Genomic DNA, 11924 nt, shown 5'->3' with positions numbered 1-11924 from the left:
CCGATCACCGGGTCGAGCTTGCCCTGGCGGGCGCGCTCGGTCAGGTCCAGCGTGTACTTCTTCAGCGCCTCGCGGGCGCCTTCGGCATCGGCCGAGTCGACCTTCTGGCCGCCGCGCACCGCGTCGATGGCGGTCTCGAGCGCCTTGCGGGTCAGGCCGTGGCCGCGGACGATGCCGCCGATGTCGGTCTTGGCGTCGGCCAGGGCCAGCAGGAACATCTCGCTGGCGATGAACTGGTCGCCGCGCTTGCCGGCCTCCTTCTCGGCAGCCTGCAGCAGCGAGACCAGGTCGCGCCCCGGCTGCACGCCGCTGCCGCCCTGGACCTGGGGCAGCCCGGCCACGGCGACGTCCATCGCGGTCTGCAGCGCAGCGGTGTTGGCGCCGGCGCGGTCGAGCAGCGCCTTCGGGCCGTCGGGCTGGGTCAGCATCGCGGCCAGCAGGTGGGCGGGTTCGATGTACGGGTTGTCGCGGCCGTTGGCCAGCGAACTCGCGTCGGCCAGGGCTTCCTGGAACTTGGTGGTGAGCTTGTCGATACGCATGGGAGTGGATTCCTCCGGACTGACCGACAGATGGCCCCGTCGCGGGGCATTTCAAGCCTAGCGCAGCACGGCCTGCACCAGCCACCAGCCGAGCGCGGCGCAGGCCAGCGACCCGAGCACATGGGCCAGTGCGTGGGCGACGGCCATCGCCACGGCGCCCCGTTGCAGCATCAGCAGGGACTCGAGCGAGAACGCCGAGAAGGTGGTGAAGCCACCGCACAGCCCGGTCATCAGCAGCAGGCGCAGCAGATGGTCGCCCGGCTGGACCAGCCAGGCCGCAGCCGCCCCGATGACCAGGCCGCCCGCCATGTTGATGGCCAGCGTGCCGATCGGAAAGCCCGCCCACAGCGGGTTCAGCGCCAGACCGACGCCCCAGCGCAGCAAGGCGCCCACGGCCGATCCCAGGGCCACGCACAGCGCCTGCAGCGCCAGCGGGCTGGCCGCTGCACTCACGCGTTGCCCGCCGCGATGCCCCAGCGCTCGAGCGCCCGGTCGTCGGCGACGCGCGCGTCGACCCAGCGTGCACCGTCGGGCGTGGTTTCCTTCTTCCAGAACGGCGCCTGGGTCTTCAGGTAGTCCATCAGGAACTCGCAGGCCTGGAAGGCCTGGCCGCGATGGGCCGAACTGACGACGACCAGCACGATCTGGTCGCCGATGTCGAGCGGGCCGACACGGTGGATCACGCGCGCACCGAGGATGCTGAAGCGCCCGAAGGCCTGGTCGATCATCGCCTCGATCGACCGCTCGGTCATGCCGGGATAGTGCTCGAGCTCCATGCGGCTGACCTGGGCGCCGTCGCTGCGGTCGCGCACCGTGCCGATGAAGCTGGCGACCGCGCCGACGCCGCCGTCGCCGGCACGCAGCGCGGCCACCTCGGCACCGAGGTCGAAGTCGCCGGTCTGGATCGTCACGCGGGGGATCGCCATCGGCCGGATTCTCGCATCGGCATCACGGGCCGCGGGCTCGCGTCTAGGGCAGTTCGTCCGTCGCCCGCAGGCGCACGCACTGCGGATGCGCGAAGTAGCGCGTCGATTCGCACTGCTGCTTCATGCAGCGGTAGAGGGCAAAGGCCGTCCTCGGCGCACACGCCGCGGACGGCGTGGGCGGAAGGCTGGCGACCCGGCTCGGCGGGATCGCCCGCGGGGGTGGCGACGGGGCCGCCGCGGGCTGGGGCACAGGCGCAGCAACGGGTTCGCGAGCGGCCTGGACGGCGGGCACGGACAGGGGCGCCAGCGATGCGGCGTCCGAGGAGGCCGTCGCGACCGCCGCCGGCGCTGCAGGTGGCGCTGCCGGCGCCGCAGGTGGCGCTGCGGCCGGTGTCGTCACCACCGTCGCGTCCTTTGGGGGTCTGTCCGCATCGCCGCGAGCCGTGAGTCCGGAGATCCAGGACAAGGCCAGCGGCGCCGTGTCCATCAGATGGCTCCCCTGCGTGGCGGCGAGCGTCAGCGCCGCGCCGACCACGGCGCCGGCCACGGCGGCCGGCCAACGGCGGGTCTGCTGTGGACGCGCCGACCCGGGCATCGCGCTCGACCGGGGAGCCATCCGCGCCACGATCGGAGCCCGCATGCCGGCGCCCACCACCTCGTCGAGCGTCGGCTCGAGCCCGAAGCCCCGCGTGTCGCTGCGGAGCCCGGCCGTTGCGCCGTCACCCGGGCCGTTGCGCGGCCAGACCGGAAGCTGCGGCTCGTCGTCGACCTCCCCGGTCAGGGTCACGGGTCGGGGCGCCGCCGGCATCTCGCTCGATGCCGGCGCACCGCGCAGCGGCTGCCGGGCGACGGCAGCCTCCAGGTCGCGGCGGAACTCGACGACGCTTTGCGGTCGCTCGCGAGGGTCGTCCGCCAGGGCGCGCTCGATGACCGCCACGAAGGCCGCCGAGCCGGCCGCGGGGATCCGTGTCCAGGCCCGATCGGCCTCGCCGTCCATCGACCCGGTGATGCAGAACCGCGCCAGGGCCGCCACCGCGTAGAGGTCGGACCATGGGCCGGCGCTCAGGCCCGGCTCGGGCGAGCGCAGTTCGGACGCCACGAACGCCGGAAAGGGCCACGGCGGCAGATGCGGCATGCGATCGCCGATCGCCAGCCGCACCGCGGCCGGGTCCGTCAGCACTGGCGTCGCTTCGGCCCGGAGCCGCACGCCGTGCGGCTGCACATGGCCGTGAAGGCCGCCTGCCTGGTGCAGTGCGTGCAGCGCGTCCAGCATCGGTGCGAGCAGGCGGCGCAACCAGTCCTCGGTCGGCGGCCCGGCCATCGCGCCGCGCGCCGCCGCCAGCGTCGGCCCTCCCACCCATGCCCGGATCCGATAGGCACTGGCTGGGGTGTTCCAGACCGGGCCGAGCGCCTGCAGCGACGAGTGTCCGACCAAGGCGAAGCGCTCGGCCTCCTGCACGAAGGCGCGCCGCCCTTCGGTCCACAACGCGGCCTGCGCCGGCGACCGGGGCCAGAGCGTCCCGTCGTCGCGCCGCAGGCTGATCGCCGCCGGCGCGAACTCCTCGATCGTCACCTCGGCGGCCGACGCGCTGGCGGTGGCCCGGTAGCGCAGGCTGAACTCGTCGCGCGAACTCACCTCGTGCAGCACGAAGCTGCCGACGGTCGTGCCAGGAGCCAGCGGTTCCAGCAGAGCGGCGGCAGGCGAAGAACGGAGGTCGGACGGCATGGCGGGCCGGAAGCATCAACGCTCCAGGATAGGCCGGCGCCGCTGGCGCCTCTGTCCGCTACCGCACCGACCGCGCAGCCCGCAGGGCCGCAGGATCAGCCGCCGGTGACCGGTGGGAAGAAGGCCACCTCGGCGCCGTCGGCCAGCGCCGCCGAGTCGTCAGCCATCACCTGGTTCAGCGCGGCACGCAGCGCGCGGCCGCGCGCCAGGGCTTCGCCATGCGAGCCGCCGCGGGCGATCAGCGTGTCGCGCAGTGCGCCCAGCGTGCTGCCGGCCGGCAGGTCGATCGATTCGCCCGGGCCGAGCGCCTCGCGGATCGACGCGAAATAGCGGATCTGGACCTTCATCACAGCAGGTAGTCGGAGAACGGCACGAAGCGTACCGCGTCGCCGCGGGCGATGGCCTGGCCCGGCGGGTTGTCGACCAGGCCTTCGGCCCAGACCGCCGAGGTCAGGACGCCGGAGCTCTGGTTGGGGAAGAGTTCCAGGCTGCCGTCGGCGTTGCGGCGTGCGCGCAGGAACTCGCGGCGCTGGTCGGGCCGGGGCCAGTCGAAGTCGGCGCGCAGGGCCAGGCCCGCCGGCTCGGTGGCCGGCAGGCCCTGCAAGGCGCGCAGCACCGGCCGCACCGCCAGCAGGAAGGTCACGAAGCTCGACACCGGGTTGCCGGGCAGGCCGATCAATAAGGCCTCGCCGCCGCCGGCGCGCGGAATCGCCCCGAAGGCCAGCGGCTTGCCGGGCTTGATCGCGATCTGCCACAGGTCGATGCGGCCCTCGGCAGCGGCGGCAGGCTTCAGATGGTCCTCCTCGCCGACCGAGACGCCGCCTGAAGTGAGGATCAGGTCGTGGCCGGCGGCAGCGCGCTTCAGCGCCTCGCGCGTGGCGTCGAGCCGGTCCGGCACGATGCCCAGGTCGCTGACTTCGCAGCCGGCCGCCTGCAGCAGCGCCCGCAGCGTGTAGCGGTTGGAGTTGTAGATCGCGCCGGGCTTGAGCGGCTCGCCGGGCATGACCAGCTCGTCACCGGTCGAGAACAGCGCAACGCGCGGCCGGCGCACCACCGTCAGCGTCGCGGCGCCGACCGAGGCCGCGAGGCCCAGTGCCTGCGGCGTCAGCCGGCTGCCGCGAGGCAGCACGGTGCTGCCGGCGACGACGTCCTCGCCGCGACGTCGGATCCACTGGCCGGCCGGCGGCACGAGCTTGATGCGCACGGCGCCGTCCTGCGCCTCGCACTGCTCCTGAGGCACGACGGCGTCGGCGCCTTCGGGAATGGGCGCGCCGGTGAAGATGCGCGCCGCGCTGCCCGGTGCCAGCACCTGGCCGACCTGCCCGGCCGCGATGCGCTGGGCCACCGGCAGCACCGCGCCGGCTTCGCGCACGTCGGCCGTGCGCAGCGCATAGCCGTCCATCGAGGTGTTGTCGTGCGGCGGCACGTCGAGCAGCGAGCGCACTTCGGCCGCCAGCACGCGACCGAGCGCGTCGAAGGTCGAGACCGCCTCGGTCTCAACGAGGGGGGTCGTTCCGGCTCGCAGCCGATCCAGAGCCTCGGGCAGGCTCAGCATCGGGCGCTTGCCGGGCGGGGTCGCCATAGGCGGCTTCGTTGTCGGCGTCATAGGGCGATCGGTAGTCGTGCCGGTCCGACTGGGCCAGCAGCCAGGTGGCGACGCCGTCGGCGTCGTTGAGATCGAGGACCGGCAGCTGCGTCGGCTGCGGCAGGGCCTCGGGGCTGTCGGTCGCGATCGCGACGATGAAGGGGTCGTTGGGGTACTGCACGCGCTGGCCGGTCTGGGCGCGCCAGATCTCGATCTTCAGCAGGTCGGCATGCTTGAAGCCCTCGACCAGCACCCAGTCGGCGTCGGACAGCTCGGCGATCAGCTGGTGCGGCCCGGGCTCGGCCTCGACGTCGTACTCGCGGATCTTGGCCAGCCGGCGGTTCGACGCGATCACCACCTCGTAGGCACCGGCGGCGCGGTGGCGGTGAGAGTCCTTGCCGGGCTGGTCGATGTCGAAGTCGTGGTGCGCGTGCTTCACGACCGACACGCGATGTCCGGCCAGCCGCAGCCGCGCGACCAGCTGCTCGACCAGCGTGGTCTTGCCCGAGCCGGAGTAGCCGCAGAAGCCGACGACCTTCATGGACCGCAATGGTTGGCGATGTAGGACTTGACCGCGGCCGTGTCGGCCGCCAGGAGCTTGCAGCGCCTGGGGAGGTCCTCGATCCCCGCCAGTGACGCCGGCCGCTCGGGCTCCCGGCCCAGCGCCTCGCGGATCGTCGCGGCGAACTTGATCGGCAGCGCCGTCTCCAGGACCAGCATCGTCGTGCCCGGTCGCCGGTGCTCGTGCGCGACCTTCAGGCCGTCGGCCGTGTGCGGGTCGATGGTGACGCCGAAGCGCTGCTGCGTGTCGCGGATCGTCGCGATGCGGTCGGCGTGCGTGCTGCGTCCCGACACGAAACCGAAGCCGCGCACGCGCCCGAACTCCTCGGCCGTGAGCTCGAAACCGCCGCGCGCCACGTCGACGCCGAACAGCTGCCCGGTACGTGCCGCCGCACCCTCGTCGTGGCCCAGCAGGTCGAACACGAAGCGCTCGAAGTTGCTGGCCTTGGAGATGTCCATCGACGGGCTCGAGGTCTCGTGCGTGTCGGCGGCGCCGCGCACGCGATAGCGGCCGGTGCGGAAGAACTCGTCGAGCACGTCGTTCTCGTTGGTGGCGACGACGAGCCGATCGATCGGCAGGCCCATCATCCGCGCGACGTGACCGGCGCAGACGTTGCCGAAGTTGCCGGAGGGCACGGCGAAGCTCACCCGTTCGTCATCGGTCGTCGTGGCCTGGAAATAGCCCGCGAAGTAATAGACGACCTGGGCCAGCAGCCGCGCCCAGTTGATCGAGTTGACGGTGCCGATGCGATGCCGGCGCTTGAACTCGAGGTCGTTGCTGACGGCCTTGACGATGTCCTGGCAGTCGTCGAACACGCCGTCGATCGCCAGGTTGTGGATGTTGGCGTCGGGCAGGCTGAACATCTGCGCCTGCTGGAAGGGACTCATGCGGCCGTGCGGACTGAGCATGAAGACGCGCACGCCCTTCTTCCCGCGCATCGCGTACTCCGCCGCGCTGCCGGTGTCGCCCGAGGTGGCCCCCAGGATGTTGAGCGTCTCGCCGCGGCGTGCCAGTTCGTACTCGAACAGCTGGCCCAGCAGCTGCATCGCCATGTCCTTGAAGGCCAGCGTCGGGCCGTTGGACAGCGCCTGCAGCGCCAGGCCCGGCCCGAGCGGCTTCAGCGGCGTGATCGCCTCGCTGCCGAAGACCTCGCGCGTGTAGGTGCGGCGCACGATCGCGCGCAGGTCGTCGGCCGGGATGTCGTCGATGAACAGCGACAGGATCTCGAAGGCGAGATCGGCGTACGGCAGATCGCGCCAGCGCGCCAGCGTGTCGGCGCCGATGCGCGGATAGCGCCCGGGCAGGTAGAGGCCGCCGTCCGGTGCCAGTCCCTCGAGCAGGATGTCGGAGAAGCCGCGCCGGGCCGGATCGCCGCGGGTACTGAGGTACTTCAGGACAACTCTTCCTTGCGGATGCGCACGATGGTCGCCAGCACGGTCGGCAGCGCCTGCATCTTGGCCAGCGCCGCGTTCATCCGGCCTTCGAGCGTGTCGTGGGTCAGGATGATCAGGTCGGTCTGGCGCTCGCCCTCGGCGGACTCTCGTTGCAGCACGGCGTCGATCGAGATGTCGCTCTCGGCCAGGATGCGAGTGATGTTGGCCAGCACGCCGGCCTCGTCGGCGACCTGCAGGCGCAGGTAGAACGAGGTGATGACCTGGTCGATCGGCAGGATGGGCGTGGCCGACAGCGAGCCGGGCTGGAAAGCCAGGTGCGGCACGCGGTGGTCGGGGTCGGCGGTGACCAGGCGGGTCACATCGACCAGGTCGGCGACCACGGCCGACGCGGTCGGCTCGGCGCCGGCACCCTTGCCGTAGTAGAGCGTCGTGCCGACGGCATCGCCCTGCACCACCACGGCGTTCATCGCGCCCTCGACGTTGGCGATCAGCCGGGTCGACGGGATGAGTGTCGGGTGCACGCGCAGCTCGATGCCCCCCGCGGCCACGCCTGTGGCCGCTCTCGCGGCCTCATCGTCACGGCGCTTGGTGATGCCCAGCAGCTTGATGCGGTAGCCCAGCTGCTCGGCGTAGCGGATGTCGGCCGCCTGCAACTGCGTGATGCCTTCGACGTGGGCGCGATCGAACTGCACCGGCGTGCCGAAGGCGATCGCGCTCATGATCGTGGCCTTGTGCGCGGCATCGACGCCTTCGATGTCGAAGGTCGGATCGGCCTCGGCATAGCCGAGGCGCTGGGCCTCCTTCAGCACCGCGCCGAAGTCCAGGCCCTTGGAGCGCATCTCCGACAGGATGAAGTTGGTCGTGCCGTTGATGATCCCGGCGATCCAGCCGATGCGGTTGGCCGACAGGCCCTCGCGCAGCGCCTTGATGATCGGGATGCCGCCGGCCACCGCGGCCTCGAAGGCGACCACCACGCCCTTGGCGTGCGCCGCGGCGAAGATCTCGGTGCCATGCACCGCGAGCAGCGCCTTGTTGGCGGTGACCACGTGCTTGCCGGCGGCGATCGCCTCCATCACCAGCGCCCGCGCGATGCCGTAGCCGCCGATCAGCTCGATGACGATGTCGATCTGCGGGTTGGCGATCACGGCACGCGCGTCGGCCACCACCTCGACGCCCTCGCCGACGAGGGACCGGGCGCGCTCGGTGTCCAGGTCCGCCACCATCGTGATCTCGATGCCGCGGCCGGCGCGGCGGCGGATCTCTTCCTGGTTGCGCCGCAGCACCTGGAAGCTGCCGCCGCCGACGGTGCCGATGCCGAGCAGGCCGACCTGGATGGGTTTCATCTGCGGTGAGCTCATTGCGAGTGACGCTTGCGGTAGTGCGCGAGGAAGCGCTCGATGCGGCCGAGCGCATCGCCCAGGTCGTCGGTGTTGGGCAGGAAGACGACGCGGAAATGGTCCGGCGTCGCCCAGTTGAAGCCGGTGCCCTGCACGATCAGCACCTTCTCCTCGGCCAGCAGTTCGTAGGCGAACTGCTGGTCGTCGCGGATCGGATAGATCTTCGGGTCGAGCCGCGGGAACATGTAGAGCGCTGCCTTCGGCTTGACGACGCTGACGCCTGGGATCGCGCTCAGCACGTCGTAGGCCATGTCGCGCTGGCGCGTGAGCCGGCCGTGCGGCGCGACCAGGTCCTTGATGCTCTGGTACCCGCCGAGCGCGGTCTGGATCGCCAGCTGGCCCGGCGTGTTGGAGCACAGCCGCATCGAGGCCAGCATGTTCAGCCCCTCGATGTAGTCGCGGGCATGGCGCTTCTCGCCGGACACCACCATCCAGCCGGCGCGGTAGCCGCAGGAGCGGTAGTTCTTGGACAGGCCGTTGAAGGTCACGAACAGCACGTCGTCGGCCAGCGAGGCGATGCTGGTGTGGGTGTTGCCGTCGTACAGCGTCTTGTCGTAGATCTCGTCGGCGAACACGATCAGCTGGTGCTGGCGCGCGACCTCGACGATCTGCAGCAGCAGGCTCTCGGGATAGAGCGCGCCGGTCGGGTTGTTCGGGTTGATGACGACGATGGCACGCGTGTTCGGCGTGATCTTGCGGCGGATGTCATCGATGTCCGGCAGCCAGTCGCTCGCTTCGTCGCACTGGTAGTGCACCGGCTTGCCGCCGGACAGCGACACCGCGGCGGTCCACAGCGGGTAATCGGGCGCCGGCACCAGCACCTCGTCACCGTTGTCCAGCAGCGCGTTGAGGCTCATCACGATGAGCTCGGAGGCACCGTTGCCCAGATAGACGTCGTCGACCGCGACGCCCGGGATGCGCTTCTCCTGCGTGTAGTGCACGACCGCACGGCGCGGCGCGAACAGGCCCTTGCTGTCGGTGTAGCCCGCGGCCTGCGGCAGGTTGCGGATCATATCCTGCACGATCTCGTCGGGCGGGTCGAAGCCGAACACCGCCAGGTTGCCGATGTTGAGCTTGATGATCTTGTGGCCCTCTTCCTCCATCTGGCGGGCCTTGTCCAGCACCGGACCCCGGATGTCGTAGCAGACATCGGCGAGCTTGCTCGACTTGACGATAGGCTTGGACACGAGGACTCCCGGCGTGGCGCTACAGCGGCAGCATCCATGCTGCAACGCAAACTAAAATTAGACCACAGCGATTGCGCACGCTTGCGCTCGCGCCAGCCGATCAGGGACCCATGAAACTGCAGCCCGACCGCGTCGCCAACGCCAACGTGATCAGCGGCTACACGCCGGACGGCGTCCACGTGGCCGACCAGCACTGGCACGAGAGCTTCGTGCTGCCGTGGGAGGGTCGGATCGAGGCCTGGGGCATCGCCCGCTTCGAGCAACTGGACGCGAGCCACTTCGAACGCCTCACCGCGCTCGAACCGGAACTGGTGCTGTTCGGCAGCGGCCGCAAGCTGCGCTTCGCGCCCGCCGCCTGTCTGCGGCCACTGATCGACCGACGCATCGGCTTCGAGACGATGGACACGGCGGCCGCCTGCCGGACCTACAACCTGCTGGTCGCCGAGGGGCGACAGGTCGTGGCCGCCCTGCTGCTCGACCCGGCCTGACCGCGGCACCGGAGTGCCGCAAGCGTCCCTTTATAATTGGTGGTTAGCCGTGCCAGCGGCCACCAACCAGCAGCATCCTTCATGACGCCCGCCCTCAACAAAGCCCTCCCGGAATTTGAAGCGCAGGCCACCGGTGGCGTGAAGTTCACGCCCCAGGCCTACTTGGGTCAGACAGTCATCCTCTACTTCTACCCCAAGGACAACACCCCAGGCTGCACCACCGAGGCGATGCAGTTCCGCGACCGCCACAAGGACTTCCTGAAAGCCGGTGCGGTGGTGTTCGGCGTGTCGCGCGACAACATGGCCTCGCACGAGAAGTTCAAGCAGAACCTCGAACTGCCCTTCGAGCTGATCGCCGACACTGAAGAGAAGCTCTGCCACATGTTCGGCGTGGTCAAGAACAAGATCATGTACGGCAAGAAGGTCAAGGGCATCGAGCGCAGCACCTTCCTGATCGACCCGAACGGCGTGCTGGTCGCCGAATGGCGCGGCATCAAGGTCGCCGGTCACGTCGACGAGGTGCTGAAGGCCGTCAAGGCGCTGAAGAAGGCCGCGTGACGGCACGACGTCAAACGGTCACAACGCCGAGGTTGAAGCCCGGCATCCGATGTGCATAATGAACTCATGCCCGTGAGTTCCTCACCGCATCCGAGCAAGCCGCCCAGGTGACTGAGCGGCTTTTTGTTTTCTAAGGCCCCGGAAGTCCATGCCCCTGCCCAAGCCCCCCGCGAAGAAAGCATCCCTCCTCAGCGCCAGCGACTTCGACTCCCAGGCCGCACCCAAGCCGGGCCTCCGCCCCACCAAGCAGGACCAGCCAACCGCCGGCCTGCTCGACCTGTTCGATCCCCATCCCAAGACGCCGGTCGCGAAGACGACCGCGCCCGCCACTCGTCCGCCGGTCGCGCCGGTGTCCGGCCATCTGCCGGTCAAGAGCGCCAGCCGGGCTCCGCTGCCCGAGCCCCGGCCGCGCAAGCCGCGCGCCACCGGCCCGGCCAAGCTGTTCGTGCTGGACACCAACGTGCTGATGCACGACCCGATGTCGCTGTTCCGCTTCGAGGAGCACGACATCTACCTGCCGATGATCACGCTCGAGGAACTCGACGGCCACAAGAAGGGCCTGAGCGAGGTCTCGCGCAACGTGCGCCAGGTCAGCCGCGAGCTCGACGCGCTGGCCGGCGGTCCGGACGCGACCCAGTTGCACGCCGAGGACGGCATCCCGCTCGCCAAGACCGGCCACAAGGAAGCCGGCGGCAAGCTGTTCTTCCAGACCCTGCTGCTCGACGCCAAGCTGCCCGACGGCCTGCCTCAGGGCAAGGCCGACAACCAGATCCTCGGCGTCTTCAAGGCGCTGCGCGACAAGTACCCGCAGCGCGACGTGGTGCTGGTGTCCAAGGACATCAACATGCGCGTCAAGGCGCGCGCACTGGGCCTGCCGGCCGAGGACTACTTCAACGACAAGACGCTGGAAGACGGCGACCTGCTCTACACCGGCGTGCTGCCGCTGCCGCCCGACTTCTGGGACCGGCACGGCAAGACGATGGAGAGCTGGCAGCAGGGCGGGTCGACCTTCTACCGCATCGCGGGTCCCCTGGTGCCGGCGCTGATGGTGAACCAGTTCGTCTACCTCGAGACGCCGGGGGCGGCGCCGCTGTACGCCAAGGTCACCGAGATCACCGGCAAGACCGCAGTGCTGAAGACGCTGAAGGACTACTCGCACGGCAAGAACGCCGTCTGGGGTGTGACGGCGCGCAACCGCGAGCAGAACTTCGCGCTCAACCTGCTGATGGACCCCGACTGCGACTTCATCACCCTCACCGGTACCGCCGGCACCGGCAAGACGCTGATGACGCTGGCTGCCGGCTTGTCCCAGGTGATGGACGAGCGTCGCTACACCGAGATCATCGTGACCCGCGTGACGGTACCGGTCGGCGAAGACATCGGCTTCCTGCCCGGCACCGAGGAAGAGAAGATGGGCCCGTGGATGGGCGCACTCGACGACAACCTCGAGGTGCTGGCCAAGAACGACTCCGGCGCCGGCGAATGGGGTCGCGCCGCCACCAACGACCTGGTGCGCAGCAAGATCAAGATCAAGAGCCTGAACTTCATGCGCGGCCGCACCT

The 11924-nt window shown here is 70.1% G+C and carries 13 protein-coding genes; 3 read left to right on the top strand and 10 right to left on the bottom strand.

Annotated elements, in window-relative coordinates:
- The 10 genes from QZV97_RS19085 to QZV97_RS19040 all read right to left on the bottom strand — a co-directional run.
- A partial coding sequence (locus tag QZV97_RS19085) for a Clp protease N-terminal domain-containing protein (RefSeq protein WP_295646447.1) occupies positions 1–539 on the bottom strand: 539 nt, incomplete at its 3' end.
- Positions 540–596: 57 nt separating this feature from the next.
- Positions 597–992 carry a fluoride efflux transporter CrcB gene (gene crcB / locus QZV97_RS19080; RefSeq protein ID WP_295646444.1) on the bottom strand — a complete coding sequence of 132 codons (396 nt, stop codon included), beginning with the start codon at positions 990–992 and terminating at the stop codon, positions 597–599.
- On the bottom strand, positions 989–1465 hold the full coding sequence (locus QZV97_RS19075; protein ID WP_295646441.1) for a molybdenum cofactor biosynthesis protein MoaE: 477 nt from the start codon (positions 1463–1465) through the stop codon (positions 989–991). The genes crcB and QZV97_RS19075 overlap by 4 nt, the downstream gene beginning before the upstream one ends.
- Positions 1466–1508: 43 nt before the next feature.
- Positions 1509–3191, bottom strand: coding sequence for a hypothetical protein (locus QZV97_RS19070; protein WP_295646438.1), 1683 nt, complete (start codon positions 3189–3191; stop codon positions 1509–1511).
- A gap of 95 nt (positions 3192–3286) precedes the next feature.
- Positions 3287–3538, bottom strand: coding sequence for a molybdopterin converting factor subunit 1 (gene moaD / locus QZV97_RS19065; RefSeq protein WP_295646435.1), 252 nt, complete (start codon positions 3536–3538; stop codon positions 3287–3289).
- The gene (gene glp / locus QZV97_RS19060; protein WP_366558918.1) at positions 3538–4746 is read right to left on the bottom strand and encodes a gephyrin-like molybdotransferase Glp; all 1209 of its coding nucleotides are present in this window, start codon (positions 4744–4746) and stop codon (positions 3538–3540) included. The genes moaD and glp overlap by 1 nt, the downstream gene beginning before the upstream one ends.
- Positions 4688–5317, bottom strand: a complete 630-nt coding sequence (mobB, locus tag QZV97_RS19055; RefSeq protein WP_295646430.1) for a molybdopterin-guanine dinucleotide biosynthesis protein B — start codon at positions 5315–5317, stop codon at positions 4688–4690. Before mobB ends, glp begins: the two co-directional genes overlap by 59 nt.
- The gene (thrC, locus tag QZV97_RS19050; RefSeq protein ID WP_295646450.1) at positions 5314–6732 is read right to left on the bottom strand and encodes a threonine synthase; all 1419 of its coding nucleotides are present in this window, start codon (positions 6730–6732) and stop codon (positions 5314–5316) included. Before thrC ends, mobB begins: the two co-directional genes overlap by 4 nt.
- The gene (locus QZV97_RS19045) at positions 6729–8075 is read right to left on the bottom strand and encodes a homoserine dehydrogenase (protein ID WP_295646427.1); all 1347 of its coding nucleotides are present in this window, start codon (positions 8073–8075) and stop codon (positions 6729–6731) included. The genes thrC and QZV97_RS19045 overlap by 4 nt, the downstream gene beginning before the upstream one ends.
- 11 nt (positions 8076–8086) lie before the next feature.
- Positions 8087–9316, bottom strand: coding sequence for a pyridoxal phosphate-dependent aminotransferase (locus tag QZV97_RS19040; protein WP_295646423.1), 1230 nt, complete (start codon positions 9314–9316; stop codon positions 8087–8089).
- Between the two features lie 110 nt (positions 9317–9426).
- Here QZV97_RS19040 and QZV97_RS19035 point away from each other — a divergent pair, with 110 nt between their 5' ends.
- The 3 genes from QZV97_RS19035 to QZV97_RS19025 form a co-directional block, all read left to right on the top strand.
- Positions 9427–9804 carry an Mth938-like domain-containing protein gene (locus QZV97_RS19035; protein WP_295646420.1) on the top strand — a complete coding sequence of 126 codons (378 nt, stop codon included), beginning with the start codon at positions 9427–9429 and terminating at the stop codon, positions 9802–9804.
- An 81-nt stretch (positions 9805–9885) separates the two neighbouring features.
- A complete protein-coding gene (locus QZV97_RS19030; protein ID WP_295646417.1) occupies positions 9886–10362 on the top strand; it encodes a peroxiredoxin in 477 nt (158 codons plus the stop codon).
- Between the two features lie 148 nt (positions 10363–10510).
- Positions 10511–11924, top strand: a 1414-nt coding sequence (locus QZV97_RS19025; RefSeq protein ID WP_295646415.1) for a PIN domain-containing protein, incomplete at its 3' end; no start/stop codon positions are given.

It is taken from the genome of uncultured Methylibium sp., from assembly GCF_902826655.1.
Lineage (GTDB): Bacteria > Pseudomonadota > Gammaproteobacteria > Burkholderiales > Burkholderiaceae_C > Methylibium.
Note: the sequence above shows the minus strand (reverse complement) of the source record. Positions and strands in the feature narration are given on the sequence as shown.

Bases quoted from the DNA above. Each gene is read 5' to 3' on its own strand.
- QZV97_RS19075 (WP_295646441.1), bottom strand. From the start codon at position 1,465: ATGGCGATCCCCCGCGTGACGATCCAGACCGGCGACTTCGACCTCGGT.
- QZV97_RS19070 (WP_295646438.1), bottom strand. From the start codon at position 3,191: ATGCCGTCCGACCTCCGTTCTTCGCCTGCCGCCGCTCTGCTGGAACCG.
- moaD (WP_295646435.1), bottom strand. From the start codon at position 3,538: ATGAAGGTCCAGATCCGCTATTTCGCGTCGATCCGCGAGGCGCTCGGC.
- glp (WP_366558918.1), bottom strand. From the start codon at position 4,746: ATGCTGAGCCTGCCCGAGGCTCTGGATCGGCTGCGAGCCGGAACGACC.
- mobB (WP_295646430.1), bottom strand. From the start codon at position 5,317: ATGAAGGTCGTCGGCTTCTGCGGCTACTCCGGCTCGGGCAAGACCACG.
- QZV97_RS19045 (WP_295646427.1), bottom strand. From the start codon at position 8,075: ATGAAACCCATCCAGGTCGGCCTGCTCGGCATCGGCACCGTCGGCGGC.
- QZV97_RS19035 (WP_295646420.1), top strand. From the start codon at position 9,427: ATGAAACTGCAGCCCGACCGCGTCGCCAACGCCAACGTGATCAGCGGC.
- QZV97_RS19030 (WP_295646417.1), top strand. From the start codon at position 9,886: ATGACGCCCGCCCTCAACAAAGCCCTCCCGGAATTTGAAGCGCAGGCC.